Origin of the sequence: Halosimplex salinum, assembly GCF_003730195.1 — an archaeon.
Taxonomy (GTDB): domain Archaea; phylum Halobacteriota; class Halobacteria; order Halobacteriales; family Haloarculaceae; genus Halosimplex; species Halosimplex salinum.
The window spans coordinates 138,789-154,290 of record NZ_QWGG01000004.1; the positions used below are offsets into that span (position 1 = coordinate 138,789).

Sequence of the window (15,502 nt, forward strand, 5' to 3'; positions counted from 1 at the left end):
GCGTCAGGGGGCCTCGACGCGGATGCTCGCGACGCCGGAGAGTTCGATCCGGTCGCCGGGCGAGACGGGGACGCGCTCGCCCTCGTCGAGTGAGTCGCCGTTCACGACGGTCGGGTTCTGCCCCAGCGCGACGAGGTGGAACTGCCCGCCCTCGCGGACGAACCGCACGTGCTCGCGGTGGATGCGAACCGCGTCGTCCTCGTCACCGCCGGTGTTCATCACGATACTTCGGATCGTTCGACCGACCGTATCCCCGTCCCACACTTGAACCTCGCGGTTGCGCACCACCAGCACCAGCGATTCCGGCGCCGCGTCCGTCGCTCCGGCCGACTCCTCGGACGCCGTACCCGTCGTTTCGGACGACTGGACGGAACGGTCGCCCGTGGATCCGCCGGCTCCGGCGGCCTCGCTACCGCCCATGTCGGCGCTGCTCCCGTCCGCCGCGTCGTCCCCGTCGCTGGCGCCCTGTCGGTGGGCCGCCAGGTCCTCGCCACAGCTCGCACAGAAGTTGTCCTCGGGCTCCACGTCGGCGTCGCAGGCGGGGCACTCCGTCAGCGGCCCCGGTTCGAGCGCGGAGACGTCCTCCCCGCAACTCACGCAGAAGTTGTCCTCGGCGGCGACCGACTCGCCGCAGTTCGGACAGAACAGGTCGGCGTCGTCGGATCCGTCCGCCGCGTCTTCCCCCGCTTCGTCGTCTGTCGCAGCTTCGCCGCTCGCGTCCGACGACTCTTCTTCGGCCTCGTTCTCGGCTCCGGTCGCCGGTTCGCGTTCGGCCGCTCCGCCAGATTCGGCAGACTCTGCCGATTCTGCGCTCGCTTCGACCGAGTTCCCGGCGGTAGCGCCGGTCGCGCTCTCGTCGGTCACGCTCTCGTCGGTCGCGTTCTCACTGGTCGCGCTTTCGCCGGTCGCGTCCGCCTCCGCGTCCGGGATCGGGTCGTCCGCCCCTTCGAGCACGTCGTCGACTCGCTCCTCGGGATCGACTTCGGGTTCGCTCCCGCCGGTGACGGCCGCTTCGACGTCGTCCCCGGCGTCGTCGTCCCCCCGTGATTCGCCTCCTGTACCCGCTACTGCGTCCGCAGCGGCCTCGTGTTGCCACTCTCCGCAGTCTGAATTCGTACACCAGCCCCCTGCCGCGGTCGGGTCGAACTCCTCCCCACAGAGGGGACATTCGACCGACTCGCCTGTGCTGTGCGACATAGTCTGTCGGCATATACAGGCGTGCCGCCAAAACAGTTGCCCCCGCTCCGTCCGGCGACGCGCGGCCGACCGTCGTGTGACGAACCGAGAGACCGCGGGCGATTCCGACGTCGGTCCGTCAGTCGCCGCCGACCAGCGTCTCCCGGTCCTCGACGGCCGCTTCCGCGCCGGCAGCCCGCGCCGGCGGGTCGTCCGGCGTCTCCGGGAGCGTCCCGTCGTGGAGGAGGAGCGCCGAGAGGTTGTCCTTCCCGCCGCGGTCGTTGGCCAGTTCGACCAGTCCGGCCGCCGCGTCGTCGAGCGACGGCGCCGAGAGGACGTGGTCGCGGATCTCCTCGTCGGTCACCGCGCGGTCGCGGACCACGTCGGCCATCTCCTCGTCGCGACCGGCGTCGACGTACCACTCGTAGAGCTTCGCCGCCTCCGTCTGGGCGTCGAGGAGGCCGTCGCTCGTCACGAGCAGCACGTCCTCGCGGTACAGCGGGACGGTCGCCGTCTCGACCTCGACTGTCGCCGTCTCCGGGTCCGCCCGCCCGCTCCCGCCGACGGCGCGGGTGATCTCGTTCCCGCGCGGGTGGACCAGCGCCTCCACGTCGTCGATCTCTCCGGCCTCCCGGAGGCGCTGGACGACGGCGTGGTCCGTGGTGAGCGGGATGATCTCCTCGCGTGCCGCGTTGACGACGTAGGCTCGGCTGTCGCCGACCCACCCGTAGTGGAGTCGCCCGCCGGCGCAGACGCCGGCGACGACCGTCGCGTGGGCCTGTTCGCCCGCGCTCTCGGCGTAGGCGAGCACCTCCCGGTGGGCGGCGACGACCGCCTCGGCGACGGCCGACTCGAGGTCCGCGTCCCGCGGCGGACGGGGCAGCGGGTCGTCGACTGCGACGCCGAAGCCGCCGGGATCGCTCCGCGCGGCCGAGACGGCCGTCCCCGCGAGGCGTTCGCAGACGGCCGTCGTCGCGATGTACGAGGCCGCGTCCCCCGCGTCGTGACCACCGGCGCCGTCCGCGAGCGCGAACACCGCCGCGCTCCGGTTGGTCGGGTCGGAGTCGTCCGCCGTCGCGCGTTCGTCGGGGTCTTCCTCCGACCCAGACGACTCCGCGTCCCCCTCGGTCTCCTCGGCAGCGTCGTCCGCGTCGTCCGCGTCGTCCCAGTCGTATCCGAGGAACCCCTCGCGGTGGCCCTGTTCGAACACGGAGACGGCGACGCTGTCCTCGTTGATTCCCCCGTCGCGTTTTCGGTCGCCAACGTCGTAGTGTGTCGCGTAATCCATGGTCAGTCAGTCCCGAACTCGAACGTGACGCCGTAGCTGGGGTGGACGAGCGCGATCAGGTCCCCCTCGCGCAGCCCGTACAGCTCCGGCGGCACCTCACCGTTCCGGTCGGTGGCGTCCTCACCGCGTTCCTCGAGTCGCTCGCGTCCCGCCTCGCTGAGCACGCGCTGCCAGCCGCCACCCGTCTGGACGTACGTGCCGTTGAGGCTCCGGTCGCGGATGAACCACTCCCCGTCCGCGTCCGTGTCGAACTGCACCTGCACCGTCGAGATGTACTCGTCGTCGTCCTCGACGACGATAGAGGAGCGCGGCCCCTCTGCGTACCGGCGCCCGATCGTGTCGCCCGGGTAGACGGTGTACGTTTCGCCCGCCTGCGTGTACCGCACCGTCGCCGAGGGCGGCGGACTCGGGTCGCGATCCTCCAGCACGCGCTTCATCGCCGTCGCGTTGCGATACCGGTCCTCGTAGTCGGTCTGTGTCGCCTTCTCGACGATCTCCGCGAGATACGGCTCACAGTCCGCGCCGAAATCGCGCGGATCGACGCCGTCCTTCCGCGGGACGGTCCCCTTGAGCAGGTAGAGGAGGATCTTCCCGACGGAGTAGACGTCCGACCAGGGGCCCTGTCGCATCTCCGTCTGGTCGGCCTCGGCGACTTCCCGCGGCTTGTACGGACCGACGATCGTCGTCTGGTCGGCCGAGTTGCCGCCGGCGTCGAACCCCGTCGCCGTGTTGAAGTCGATGAGCACCGGCGTCACGGTCCCCCCGCGGTGGGTGATCATCACGTTGTCCGGTTTCAGGTCCCGGTAGACGATCTCGTTCTCGTGGAGGAAGCTCATCGCGTCACAGAGGTCGATGCCGATCTGGCGGACCTCGTCGATGTCGTCCAGCGGGCCGGTCCGCCGGATCGCGTCGTCGAGTTCGTAGCCGTCGACGAGTTCGACGACCACCACGGGGGTCCCGCGGTCCTCCGTCACCTCGACGAGCGACATGATGCTGGGGTGTCCCCCCGCTTCTGCGATCGCCTCGAGCGTCTCCGCCTCCTTCTCGAAGTAGAGCGTGACGATGTCGCGGTCGTTCTGGCTCCCCTCGTAGTTGGGGTACTTGAGCGCGACGCGCTCGCCGGTCTGGACGTCGGTCGCGCCGAACACCTTGGCGAACCCGCCCTCGCCGACCACCTCGCCGAGTTCGTACCGGCCGACGACCAGGTCCCCCGCCTCCGGCGACGCCGTCATTCTACCCGCGAGTCGTCGACGATCCGCGTGGCCTCGTTGCGCTCCTGCCGGCCGCCCTCGTCGACGAGGCGCGTCTGCTGTTTGGCCTCCTGGACGACGGCGGTGTCCTCGCCGTGGACGCGAGTCATCTTCTCCACCTCGGTCTCGGCGGCGGCGACGTTGCCCTTCCCGAGTTCCGTCCGCACGACCGTCTGGCGGTGGTCGAGCGACACGTCCTCGTTGTGCTCGGCGAGTCTGGTGTTGTCGTCGGTGTACTCGACGGCGATGCGGTCGGTCGCCTCGCGGCCCGACGCCGACAGCGTCACGTCGACGAGCGTCTCCTCGCCCGTCGTCTCCCGACTCGGCGCGTGGACCTTCAGGACGACGCGCTGGTCCTCGCGCTCGGCCAGGTCCGGGAGGGGAACCCGTGCGGCGTTGCCCCGCCAGTTCACGTCGACCTCCTGTGCCTGCGGGAGCGCGCGGTACACCTCGCTCACCTCGACACCGGCCGCCGCGTCGAGTTCGATGTGGGCGTCCGTGGCGACGACGGACTGGGCCTGCTCGACGGCTGCGCCGAAGAACGACTCGATGTCGCCGGGCGATTCGAGATGGGTCCACTCTCCGCGGGCGGTCGTCCCGAGGGTGCGGATGGTCTCCTCGTCGTAGTCGGTGCCGATACCCGCCGAGAGGATCCGGATGCCCGACTCGTCGATGTCCTTCGCGAGTTCGCGGAAGTCGCCGGGTTCGTGGGAGTTGTCCTTGCCGTCGGAGAGGAGGAGGATCCGGCGGACGGCGTCGTCGGTCTCCGGGCGGTAGCCCAGCGAGTCGAGGGCGGTTCTCGCGCTGTCGAGGCCGTCGTACATGTCGGTGCCGCCGCCGGCGCCGAGGTCGTCGACGCGGCTCATCGCCGCCTCGCGTGAGGTCTCGCTCCACTTCGTCGGGCGCATGACGACCGACGCGTCCGAGTCGAACGCCACGATCCCCACGTAGTCGTCGGGTTCGAGCAGTCCGAACACCCACGAGGCGCCCTCGCGGGCCTGGTCGAGTTTCGCGCCGTCCATCGATCCGCTCGTGTCCAGACAGAGGACGATGTGGCGCTCGCTCACCCCCGTCTGCGTCCCGGGCTCGACGTCGACCGTCGCCGTCAGCGTCGCCCCGTCCGCCGGGACGTACGGTCGGTTGACGTCAGTCTCGATCGTTACCATATGTCGCCCAGTCGCTCTCGCCCCGTATGTACTTTTATCCGCTCCGGCGGGGACTCGCGGGCGCCACTGGGCCCCAACCGGGGCGCTACGCGGAGAACCAGTGCGTCACGCGAACACGCTCTGGATCACGTCGCCGAACCGCAGGAGCAGGACACCGCCCACCAGCATCGCCAGCAGCCACAGGAACGTGATTATCACGCCCTGCCGGACGTACGTGTCCTCGTCAGTCGTTGTCATAGCTCACACTACGAACCCCGGGACTCAAAAAGTCTCCCCGTCCGCCGGGACAGGCCGCCACGCGCTCCGCTCGCTCCTCCGGGCCACGCGGCCTCCGGCCCGGATATCGGTCGATATCACGCAGCTATCCCGGACTTTCCGACGCAAATCTGACTTTGCATTGCAAAGCCAGTTTGCGACGCAAACTTTATTGAGATAGAAACCAACGGTTCGGATCGGACGCATGATCGAACTGGTCCCCGATCGACGCGAACGGAATCGCCCTCCGAACACGGCAGGCCCTCCGGGGGTGACTCCCTCATGAGCGCCGTCGAGATCGACGGGCTGACGAAGCGGTTCGGCGACGTGACGGCGGTCGACGACCTCTCGCTGACGGTCGAGCGAGGGGAGGTGTTCGGCGTCCTCGGCCCGAACGGCGCCGGGAAGTCGACGACGATCAACGTCTTGCTCGGGTTCCTCGAACCGACCGCGGGGTCGGCTCGCGTGCTCGGGACGGACGTGACCGAGGACGTCCAGCGGATCAAACGGCGCGTCGGCCTCCTCCCGGAGGCGTTCGACGGCGTGCCGAACGTCACCGCGCACGAGCACGTCGCGGCAGCTATCGAGACCAAGGACGCCGACGACGACCCCGCCGACCTCTTCGACCGCGTGGGCCTCGACCCGGAGGACGCCCGTCGCCCAGCCGACGACTACTCGAAGGGGATGCACCAGCGGATGGGGCTGGCGATCGCCCTCGTCGGCGAGCCCGACCTGCTGATACTCGACGAGCCCTCCTCGGGGCTGGACCCGAACGGCGTCCAGCTGGTCCGGGAGATCGTCCGCGAGGAGGCCGAGCGCGGCGCGACCGTCGTCTTCTCCTCGCACATCCTGGACGAGGTCGAGCGCGTCTCCGACCGGGTCGCGATCCTCCAGGACGGCGCGCTCACCGCGGTCAACTCCGTCGAGAACCTCCGCGCGGACCTGGGCATGGGCGCCGTGGTCGAGGCGACCGTCGACGAACTGCCCGAAACCGATCCCCTCGCAGCCGTCGACGGCGTCACAGACGTAACCGTCGCGGACTCGACCGTTCACGTCGCCTGCGCCACGCCGCGCGCGAAGATGCCCGCGCTGCGCCTGATCGACCGGGCGACGACCGTCGCGGACGTGACGATCGAGGAGGCGTCGCTGGAGGACCTCTTCGAGGCATACACCGCGGGGGAGGGCAGGGCCGGTGGTCGCGGCGGCGACAGAAGCGGCGGCGAGGCACGGCAGACCCCGGGATCGGGCGAGCGGGCCGCGACCGCTGGAGGTGAGGGGGCGTGAGCGCGCCGACCGTCGCCCGGACGGACTTCCGGAGCATCCGGCGCTCGTACGTGGTCGTCGGCGTCGCCGCGACGTTCGTCGCTATCGTCGCCCTCGCGTTCCTGGGGTCGAGCGACGTCCACCCCCATCCGGTTCGGACGACGTTCGGCTTCTCGGCGCTGGTCGCGTGGGTGTTCCCGCTCCTGCTCGCGCCGCTCGCCTACCTCGCCGTCGCCGGCGACCGGGCGCGCGGGACGATCACCTACTACCTGGGGCTTCCGAACACCCGCGCGGACTACTTCGGCGGCAAGTACGCCACCCGTGCGGCCGTCGGCGCCGCGACCATGGCGCTGGGCGTGGTCGTCGCGTTCGTCGTCGCGCTCGCGACCTACGAGCACGCGCCCGACGCCGGCCGATTCCTGATGCTCGGGGCGCTCTCGACGCTGTTCGCCCTCTCGATGGTCGGGATCTTCGTCGCAATCTCCGCCTCGGTCGGGTCCCGCTCTCGCGCGATGATGGGCGTCCTCGCCGCGTACTTCGTCCTCTCGGCGTTCTGGATCGGGCCGCTCCCCGCCCTGAACCTCGATACCGTCCTCGACGCGGTCGCGTCGCTCCCCGGCGTGACCATCTCCGACTCGACGATGGCGCTGATCGGGGCGCTCTCCCCCGCCGGTGCGTACTTCAACACCCTGCCGGAACTCGTCTGGGCGGGCGCGCCCGGCCAGTACGAGGCGCTCGCGCAGTTCGACGACGCGCCGGACTACCTCGGTTACGAGCCGTGGTTCAACGTCGCGGTAATGGCCGCCTGGGCCGTCGGTGCGCCCCTCGTCGGCTACCTCCGCTTTCGCTCGGCCGAACTGGGGTGACGACGCCGCCGGCCCGCGCGGTCACGGTCCCCGCCGACGCTTCCGGAATCGACTTACCGGCCCTCCGACAATATCGCCGCAACCCCCCTCGATGGAACACATGAGAGACAGGAACGCACGTCGGCGCGCGCTGCAGGCCGTGACTCGGTCGGTCAGTCGTCGCCGGAGTGACACCGTCGCGACCGGTCCGGTAGCTGGTCGGGGAGGCGGTCGGGATGAGTGACGCGACCGACGACGTCGACCCGGAGGAACTCCAGCGCCAGCTCTCGGAGATCAAGGGCGCGATGGGGCTGGCCGAGCAGTACCCCGGTCGGGCGCGCCTGTGGCTGTTCGCGGGACTGCTGATCGGCGTCGCGGCGCTGCTCGTCCAGGTGACATTCTTCTACTACGAGGCGCTGGGAGACACCGAGTACACCGCGGTGTGGCTCGGGTTCGTCGCCGTCGCCGGTGTGGCGACGTGGTGGATGTCGTCGCGCGTTCCGAGAGCGGCGGTCCCCGAGACGGCGCCCAGCTGGCGGGCCGTCTTTGGATCGCTGGCGGCCTTCCTCGTCGCCGCGGCCGGCGTCGTGGGCGAGGCCGCCACGCAGGTCGGCGGGCTCGACCGGGCGCTGGTGTACTTCGGACTCGTCATCGCGACCGTCGGCCTCGGGCTGCTGGTGACCGGCGCCGTGCTGTCGTCCTACCGCGTCCGGCGGCGCGACCGCCTCGTGTTCTACGCCGGGGGCGTGTGGGTGCTCGTTTACGCCTCCGTGCTCCCCTACCCCCAGATCCTCCGGTGGGTCGGCGTCGGACTTTTCGGTGTCCTCTTCATCGTGTACGCGATAGTCGCCTACGTGTATCTGACGCGGGCCTGATGCCATGGACTTCGACAAACTCGTCCACCAGCCGACGCGATTGCAGATATTCGCCTACCTGTATCAGCACGGCGAGACGAGTTTCCCTGACCTGAAGGACGCCCTCGACGTCACGGAGGGCAACCTCGCCAGCCACATCGGGAAGATGGAAGACGCCGACTGCGTCGCCGTCGAGAAGCAGTTCGTCGACCGGAAACCGCAGACCACCTACGAACTCACCGACCGCGGCCGCGAGAAGTTCCAGGAGCACATCGGCACGCTGGAGCGCCTGATCGACGATCTGGACGGGTGAGCGCGACGAACAGCCCGGTACGTATATCCGAACACGGTGCGTCCGGGTCGTAATGGCACCCGACGAGTCTATCGAAGCGGCCCAGCAGACGCTCGCCGAACACCTCGACGACGCGCTCGAACACGCGACCGACGAGACGGCGGTGTTCCACCTCCGACAGGCCAAACAGCTCACCGTCGACCTGCCGACGGTCGTCGACACCAAAACCCACGAACGCGCCGACTGAGTCTCACTCTCCCGGTTCAGCGTCTCTCGACGGTGCGTCGGGCAACAGCCCCCGAGCAGTCGCACCGAGCGGTCCCGCGACGAGCGGGACGGCGACGCCGAGAGCGAGTAACGGCCCCATCGCGAGCGACGCCGACAGGCTCCCGGCGAGCGCGAACTGCGCGGCGACGACGCCGAGCACGACGAGGCCGAACCCGAGTCCGGCCACGAGCGCCCGCCGGAGCGTCGGCTGGCAGAGTCCGACGAGCGCGCCGCCCGCCAGTAATCCGCTCCAGTGGACGGTCGCGAGCGCCAGCCCCGCGACGGTCGCGACGACGGTCAGGAGCCGCCGTTCGCGGGCAGCCGTCTGAGCGTCGTAGAGGCGGTCGACGACCGACTCGTGGCCGGAACCCGATTCCGACTGCGACCCCAGCGGTGACGAATCACTCATCGGAACCGCCACCGTCGCTCGCCTCGCCGTCGTTCGGTTCGAACCGGATCGTCGGGTCGCCGTCCGTGGTCGGGCGCATCGGGCGGTACTCCGCGTCGGCCCAGGCGCGCAGTCGGTCGCTGTAGTGGTCGGAGAAGTACTCGCCGTCGTTGCCGCCGGGGAGGCTCCCGAGCGAGGGCTGGCCGTCGAAGCGCGCGAGCAGGCGGAAACTGCTTCCGACGCCCGACTGCCGCCTGAAGTTGCGGACCGTGGCGGGCGAGCCGTCCGTCGGGAGCCGCGGATAGTTCAGGAAGGACAGGTCGAACGGGTGGTCGATGACCGTCCGGTTGTAGTCGCCGTACGTCTCGTAGCCCTGTTCGTCGATTTCCGTCGCGGCGTCGCTCATCGCGGCGGCGATCACGTCCCGACGCGAACGGGGGCTCACGCCGTCGGCCGGTGGATCGGTGAACCACGGGCTGTCCGAACCGAGCGTGAACAGGACCCAGTCGTTCGGGTAGTGGCCGTCGTCGAGCTCTGCCGCATCAAACACGGGGTCGAAGACGCCTCCCCGATAGTACTCGACGAACCGCTCGAAGACGAGGGCCGCCCGAGAGTCTCGGTCCATTCGGTAGTCCCACCCCTCCAGCCGGTCGGCAGCGGTCCGGGCGCGTTCGTCCATCGCGTCGCGGGCGTCCAGAATAGTGGGGACGAACAGTCGCGCACGCTCGTCGACCACGTCGCGCTGGAGGCGGCGCATAAGCGCGAAGTCGAAGGGGTCGTCGGCCGCCGCTCGGTCGTCGAGCACGTCGTAGATGCGCCGGGCGCGGAACGGAGCGGCGTACCCCTCCCCGACGTAGTGCTCGGTGTCGTCAGCGATGCGCTGATTGGCCGTCGCGACGTAGTCGGGGTCGAGCACGCCGGGTTTCTCGTCGAAGGGGATCCACCCGGTCTCCGTGTCCGGTTCGCCATAGGGCTCGTAGCCGGGCCACTCGCCCTCGCGGGCGGAGCCGTCGAACACCCGGTCGCCCCGGACGGTCTCGCCGCCGGTCCGCCGGCGGGGTATCAGCCCGGTCACCCAGTAGGCGGTGTTCCCCTCGCGGTCGGCGTAGACGGCGTTCTGCGTGGGTGTGTCGAACTTCCTGATCGCAGCGAGGGCCTCCTCGCGGCCGCGACTCCGGTCGAGTTCGCGGACGGCCACGGCGGTCCGGGACGCCTGCAGGCCGGTCCAGGCGACGCCGACGCGCCGGCCCTCGCGTTCGATCACCGGGCCGTGGACGGTCTTGCGGACGGTCACCGAGCGGTCCTCGCCGCCCGACACCTCGATGGCCCGCTCCTCAGTGTCGAAGGCGCGCCACTCGTCGCCGTAGCGGTACTCGCCGTCCCGCGTCTCGTAGGTGTAGACGTCGAGCACGTCCGCGCCGGCGTTGGTGAACCCCCAGGCGCCTGCACGGTTCTCGCCGATCACGACGAACGGGACGCCCGGGAAGGTGACGCCGGCGACCCGCATGCCCGGACTGCGCTGGTGCATCTGGTACCACACCGGCGGCGCCATCAGCGTCAGGTGGGGGTCGTTCGCGAGGAGCGGCCGGCCGCTGTCGGTGTGCTCGCCGGAGACGAGCCAGCTGTTCGAGCCGACCCCCGGGTCGGTCTCGAAGTCGGCGAGCCACGACGTCAGCGGTGCGAAGTCGTCCTGCGCGGTATCGGCGTCGGTCGCGGTGACAGCCGCGTCCTCGGACGCGGGTCGGTCGGTCCCCGACTCCGCCCGGAGGACCGGGACGTCGTGGTCCAGTCGGTCGGGGTACAGCGTCGAGGCGGCGGACTCGCCGAGCGCGTCGGCGGCGACCGCCCGCCGGAGCGACCGGAAACTCCCGGTCAGCCCCCAGCTTATCTGTTTCTCGACGAGCATCGAGTCCACGGGCGTCCACGGCGCCGGCTCGTAGTCGAGCAGGCGAAACTCCAGGGGGAGCGGTTCCCCCGTTCGCTGGGTCTCGACGCCGGCGGCGTAGGCCCGCATCGCGTCGCCCGTCTCCGTGTCCTCGACCGTCCGCCAGTTCGCCTCGGCGGCGCCCTCGAAGTCCATCTGGGCGTGGAAGCGGTCGGACTCGACGGTCCGCTCGCCCACGGCCGCCGAGAGGGTCCCGCGCATCCGCCGGCGGATCAGGTCCATCTCGAACAGCCGGTCGGCAGCGTGGACGTACCCGACCGCGAAGTAGAGCGACCGCTCGTTCGCCCCCTGCACGGTCGGGATTCCCGCGTCGTCGTAGCGCACCGTCGCCCGACCGTACGGTGTCGCGACCCGCTCGCGAGTTCCGGCGGTCGCGGCGTCCCACACGTCGCCAGAGAGCGGCGCGAAGCGGTCGAGATACGTCCGAACGTCCGTGAGCGACGCGGCGCCGACGCTCCCGCCGAGGAGCGCACCGATCACCGCTCGTCGGGACGGCATACCCCCCGTATCGGCGCGGTAGGGACTTAAGACTGGTCCGGCGGTCGGCCGCGGAGACGTCTCGGATTCAGTTCGACCGTCTCTCGGGTGTCGCACCCGGGACGAACTGGGTTCCGGGTACCGAAGAGCGGATCAGCCCAGGAGATACCGCGTCCAGGGGTACCGTTCGACGAGCGGTTCGCCGCCGACGTCGTACTGTTCGATGTAGGCGTCGAGGCCGAGGATGCGACCGGCGCCGAAGGCGGCGACCGAGAGGAAGACGAGCATGTACGCGAAGTCGCCGTTGATGTAGCCGTGATCGATCTCCCAGTTCCCGAGGTAGAACAGCAGCATCATGAACGCGCCCCAGAACGCGGCGAGGCGGGTCAGCGCGCCGAACAGGAGACCGAGACCGATGAGGACCTCACCCCACGGGACGGCGACGTTCACGAAGTCGACGAACCAGCCGGTGCTCCCCATCGAGACGAAGAGGTCGGCCACGGGGCTCCCGTTCGCCGGCGGCGCGTTCTGGAGATACCCCGACGCGCTGAAACTCCCGGACAGCACTTTGTCGAGACCGCTCTGGAAAAACGCCAGTCCCATCATCAGTCGCAGTGCGAGGATGAACCAGACGCTGAGGGTGTGGAGTCGCCCCTCGGCAGTGAATCCCGCAACAGTGCTTCGTAGTCGTACCTCCTGTGAAGACATATCTGAACCAAGACACAGACCTGCGGTAAAGCTTCTTTGCCCGTTCACTGCGTACTCAGGGTCGATTCGTGATTCTAGTCGAGAATGATACGTTCGGAGCGAACTGCCCTTTCGTGCGACCGGCCACTCTGCCGGGATGAGACGCGAGCGGCGTCCGCAGGCCGTTACGCGGACCGCAGACGCCGAGGCGAGACCCGGTCGTCTCCTACATGTAGCCGAGGTCGCGCAGGCGCTCCATCAGGTCTTCCTTGTCCTGGGCGCGGCCGGCGCGTTCGGTCGTCGAGTCCAGATCCTGCAGCCAGGCGGGCTCCTGGGCCGCCTTGTCCGTGCTGACTTCGCTGCCGAGCGAGCGGAAGCCGGCGAAGTACTTCGGCGAGACCGGGACGTCTTCCTTCTCGATGCCCTCGGGGAGGTCGTCCTGGCCCTGCGGGACGTAGCCCTCCTCGGGGAAGCCCTCGACGGTGTCGGGGACCACGAAGTTCCAGAAGGCCTCCCAGACGGCGGCCTCGTCGAACTGGAGGATGGTCTGGACGCGGTCGTGGGGCGGGTAGATGTCCGGGTCGTGGCGCGGCGAGAAGAACGTCTCGTCCGCGCGGGACTCCTGCTCGTCCCAGCGGATGCCGGAGATGATGCCGTCGACGTCGTGCTCCTCGATGGCGTCGTTGAGCGCGACGGTCTTGAGCAGGTGGTTGCCCACGTAGGTGTCGAGCAGGAACGGGAAGGTGTCCTCCTCGTACTCGAGGATGTCGCGGACGTGGTGCTGGTTGTGCTCCGAGAGCTCGTCGATCGGGATGTCGTCGCCCGGCTCGAGGCCGTGCTCGTCGACGTAGTCGCCGACGTCCGTGTTACGCGCCCAGATGACTTCGAGGTCCCACTCGTCCGCCCAGTGCTCGACGAAGTCGATCAGCTCGTCGAAGTGCTGGTAGTGGTCGATGAACACGACCGGGGGAACCTCCAGGTCGAACTGCTCGGCGACCTCCTTGACGAAGTAGAGGGTGAGCGTCGAGTCCTTGCCGCCGGTCCACATGACGACCGGGTTCTCGTACTCCTCGAGGCCCTGCCGGGTGACCTCGATGGCCTTCTCGATCTTGTCGTTGACGTGCGGGTACTCGGCGGGGTCCTCGCCTTCGCCGTCCGTGTAGTCGACGTCCAGGTAGTCGGGGAAGTTCTCTGGCATCGGTAATTAGATGTAATTACCCGGTCGGATAAGTTCTTTTTGGAGGACGTATCGTTCGTGTCGTGAATGCATACCACACGGCGAGTCTCTCGCCGGTCGGGGGCCCGTTGGGGCCCGTCAGGTGCCGTCGGGAGCCCATCGGGAGTCCGCCGGGAACCGTCTGGAGCCTGTCGTGTCAGTCGATGCACGGAAATGGGTCGGGGGCGAAGGACGGGGTATGAGCGCGCGTGCCGACGAGGCGGCGGCAGAACAGCACGGGGCGGAGTCGCCGCGGTCGCTCCGCGGCGAGGTTCGCTTCAGACGATGGCTCGGGTGGCACCTGGCGGTGTCGGTGGCGATATTCTTCGCGAGCGCGTTCGCGGCCTACGCTGTCGTCGGGTCGGTCCCCGTCGCGCAGCTAGAGGCGCTGGTCGAGGAGGCGCAAGCGGGGATGCCGAGCGACAGTCCGCTCCCGGAGCTGTCGTTCGTGCCGCTCCTGCTCAACAACCTCCGGGCGCTGCTGTTGATCGGTCTCGGGGCGGTGACCGGCGGACTCCTCTCCCTGTTCGGACTGGTCGTCAACGGCGCCATCGTCGGCGCCGTCGTCTCGTTCGTGGTCCGTCAGTCCTCGTGGGCCGTCGTCCTCGCCGCGCTCCTCCCCCACGGCGTGCTCGAACTCTCGGCGTTCTTCGTCGCCGCGTCCATCGGCCTGCGGATACCCCACCGGTTCCTCCGCTATCTGCTCGGGTGGGACGAGACGCCGCTGACCCGCGTCGAACTGTTCGAACTCGCCGTTATCTCCGTCGTCCTGGTCGTCATGATCGTCGTCGCCGCGTGGATCGAGGTGAACGTCACCCTCGACGTGGTCGAGTGGGTCGCCGGGCCGGACGCGCTCCCCGAGTAGTCGGCGGGCGTTCCTCGATCGCAGAGTGGTCAACGACCGTTCCGGTCGGCGAGTAATCGACCGTCGTCCTCGTCGTCGGGAACTCCGCCGTCGTATCGGCCGGTGGTACGACGAACGTGGTACTGGCGTTCGGTGGAGTTTTACGTCGAACTGGCCTCGATTCGACCGATGAGTGCGACAGGCTCCGGCCACAGCGACGATCCGAACTCGCCGAGCGAAGCGGTCGTATCGGCGGTCGCGGCGCACAGAAACGTCGATCCGATGGCGTTGCCGCCGCTCTACGAGGTGCTCGACCCGGACGCGCTCGACGCGCTCTTCCGGTCGCCGGACGGAGAGCAGGGGACGGCAACCTTCGAGTACGCGGACTGTACGGTCGTCTATTCCAGCGACGGGAGCGTCGACGTCCGCGACTCCGGCGCGTAGGGACCTGTCGGTGTGAGCGGTCGGTGTGAGCGGTCGTTCGGGGGGAACGAGGTCGCGAACGGTGTGGCTACTGGACGAACGTGAACGGAGACCGCAGGAGACGGCGGCGTGTTATCCGGAGATGAACTCGTTGTCGCGCCAGTTGACGCCCTCGGAGTCCTCGTCTTCGCGGGGGTCCTCGACGACGTTGATGGAGGCGGGTCGGTCCTCGCCGTCGACGATGCGGACGGCCTGAAGGTCGTCGTCCGGGCAGGTGATGGCGGTGAGCGTCCCTTTCTCGGCGATGCGAGCGATCTCGGTGAGGACGAGAAACATCTCGTACTGGAGGGTGCTGTTCTGGAGGACGGTCTCGCGGTCGCCCTTGAAACAGGCGTACTCGACGAGCTCCGAGGGCGGCTCCTCCTCTTCCTCCTCGAGGGCGCCCCACTGCGGGCCGCCGGCGGTGTCGGTGGTGTGGACCGGAGAACTGTCGTCTTCCTCGTCCTCTTCGATCTCCTCGTAGACGCGGTTCTCGGTCACGCTGGCCTTCAACTGCGCCGTGGGCGTGTACTTGCTGATGCTCTCGTCCACGGAGACAGCGCTGATGATGAGCGTGTTGTTCCGGCGTGTGATATCGACGTCTTCGATGGCCTCGGGCAGGTCCGCGTCATCGAAGAAGTCGTACACGTCCTCCAGGGGCAGTTCCAGTGTCGAGTGGAGTCTGTATACGCGGCTCATATTTGGGTAATCGCCGGCCGTCCGCTGACGACGGTGCTACACAGCCGTAGGACGCCCAACCATATAGGGCCTACCCTTCTGGCCCGGGTCGAACGGCCACCCTACCGACGGGCGCCACCCGCCGTGAG

16 protein-coding genes and 1 pseudogene are annotated in these 15,502 nt (G+C 69.0%); 7 read left to right on the forward strand and 10 right to left on the reverse strand.

Annotated elements, in window-relative coordinates:
* Nucleotides 1–3: 3 nt before the first annotated feature.
* From D1409_RS12000 to D1409_RS25585, 5 genes are all read right to left on the reverse strand, one after another.
* Entirely contained in the window at nt 4–1,197 is a 1,194-nt protein-coding gene (locus D1409_RS12000; protein ID WP_123537229.1) for a zinc ribbon domain-containing protein, read from the reverse strand.
* Nucleotides 1,198–1,315: 118 nt separating this feature from the next.
* Nucleotides 1,316–2,464, reverse strand: coding sequence for a PP2C family protein-serine/threonine phosphatase (locus D1409_RS12005; protein ID WP_123537230.1), 1,149 nt, complete (start codon nt 2,462–2,464; stop codon nt 1,316–1,318).
* A gap of 2 nt (nt 2,465–2,466) precedes the next feature.
* Nucleotides 2,467–3,696: a serine/threonine protein kinase gene (locus D1409_RS12010; RefSeq protein WP_123537231.1), complete on the reverse strand. Its 1,230-nt coding sequence runs from the start codon at nt 3,694–3,696 to the stop codon at nt 2,467–2,469.
* Nucleotides 3,693–4,880 (reverse strand): vWA domain-containing protein, encoded by a 1,188-nt coding sequence (locus D1409_RS12015; protein WP_123537232.1) that lies wholly within the window; start codon nt 4,878–4,880, stop codon nt 3,693–3,695. Before D1409_RS12015 ends, D1409_RS12010 begins: the two co-directional genes overlap by 4 nt.
* A gap of 105 nt (nt 4,881–4,985) precedes the next feature.
* The gene (locus D1409_RS25585; RefSeq protein ID WP_268895824.1) at nt 4,986–5,117 is read right to left on the reverse strand and encodes a hypothetical protein; all 132 of its coding nucleotides are present in this window, start codon (nt 5,115–5,117) and stop codon (nt 4,986–4,988) included.
* A gap of 351 nt (nt 5,118–5,468) precedes the next feature.
* On the opposite strand from D1409_RS25585, the pseudogene D1409_RS12020 reads away from it, so the two are divergent.
* The 5 genes and pseudogenes from D1409_RS12020 to D1409_RS24510 form a co-directional block, all read left to right on the forward strand.
* A pseudogene (locus D1409_RS12020) lies at nt 5,469–6,419 on the forward strand (ABC transporter ATP-binding protein); the annotation flags it as partial.
* Complete coding sequence (locus tag D1409_RS12025) at nt 6,416–7,264, forward strand: ABC transporter permease (protein ID WP_123537234.1); 849 nt, start codon at nt 6,416–6,418, stop codon at nt 7,262–7,264. The pseudogene D1409_RS12020 and the gene D1409_RS12025, both read left to right, overlap by 4 nt.
* A 215-nt stretch (nt 7,265–7,479) precedes the next feature.
* Complete coding sequence (locus D1409_RS12030; protein WP_123537235.1) at nt 7,480–8,118, forward strand: NAD(P)(+) transhydrogenase (Re/Si-specific) subunit beta; 639 nt, start codon at nt 7,480–7,482, stop codon at nt 8,116–8,118.
* A 4-nt stretch (nt 8,119–8,122) separates the two neighbouring features.
* Entirely contained in the window at nt 8,123–8,410 is a 288-nt protein-coding gene (locus tag D1409_RS12035; protein WP_123537236.1) for a winged helix-turn-helix domain-containing protein, read from the forward strand.
* A 52-nt stretch (nt 8,411–8,462) separates the two neighbouring features.
* Complete coding sequence (locus D1409_RS24510) at nt 8,463–8,636, forward strand: hypothetical protein (protein ID WP_164471656.1); 174 nt, start codon at nt 8,463–8,465, stop codon at nt 8,634–8,636.
* Nucleotides 8,637–8,639: 3 nt separating this feature from the next.
* Here D1409_RS24510 and D1409_RS12040 read toward each other — a convergent pair whose 3' ends face one another.
* The 4 genes from D1409_RS12040 to D1409_RS12055 form a co-directional block, all read right to left on the reverse strand.
* The gene (locus D1409_RS12040) at nt 8,640–9,065 is read right to left on the reverse strand and encodes a hypothetical protein (protein ID WP_123537237.1); all 426 of its coding nucleotides are present in this window, start codon (nt 9,063–9,065) and stop codon (nt 8,640–8,642) included.
* A complete protein-coding gene (locus tag D1409_RS12045) occupies nt 9,058–11,487 on the reverse strand; it encodes a penicillin acylase family protein (protein ID WP_123537238.1) in 2,430 nt (809 codons plus the stop codon). Before D1409_RS12045 ends, D1409_RS12040 begins: the two co-directional genes overlap by 8 nt.
* Before the next feature lie 132 nt (nt 11,488–11,619).
* Complete coding sequence (locus D1409_RS12050; protein WP_123537239.1) at nt 11,620–12,174, reverse strand: DoxX family protein; 555 nt, start codon at nt 12,172–12,174, stop codon at nt 11,620–11,622.
* A gap of 205 nt (nt 12,175–12,379) precedes the next feature.
* Nucleotides 12,380–13,351, reverse strand: coding sequence for a phosphoadenosine phosphosulfate reductase family protein (locus tag D1409_RS12055; RefSeq protein WP_123537240.1), 972 nt, complete (start codon nt 13,349–13,351; stop codon nt 12,380–12,382).
* A gap of 217 nt (nt 13,352–13,568) precedes the next feature.
* Here D1409_RS12055 and D1409_RS12060 point away from each other — a divergent pair, with 217 nt between their 5' ends.
* Together D1409_RS12060 and D1409_RS12065 are read left to right on the forward strand one after the other, a co-directional pair.
* Nucleotides 13,569–14,234, forward strand: coding sequence for a stage II sporulation protein M (locus tag D1409_RS12060; RefSeq protein ID WP_123537241.1), 666 nt, complete (start codon nt 13,569–13,571; stop codon nt 14,232–14,234).
* A gap of 168 nt (nt 14,235–14,402) precedes the next feature.
* Nucleotides 14,403–14,657 (forward strand): HalOD1 output domain-containing protein, encoded by a 255-nt coding sequence (locus D1409_RS12065; protein WP_123537242.1) that lies wholly within the window; start codon nt 14,403–14,405, stop codon nt 14,655–14,657.
* A gap of 111 nt (nt 14,658–14,768) precedes the next feature.
* On the opposite strand, the gene D1409_RS12070 is transcribed toward D1409_RS12065, so the two are convergent.
* On the reverse strand, nt 14,769–15,374 hold the full coding sequence (locus D1409_RS12070; protein WP_123537243.1) for a DUF7110 family protein: 606 nt from the start codon (nt 15,372–15,374) through the stop codon (nt 14,769–14,771).
* Between the last annotated feature and the right edge of the window lie 128 nt (nt 15,375–15,502).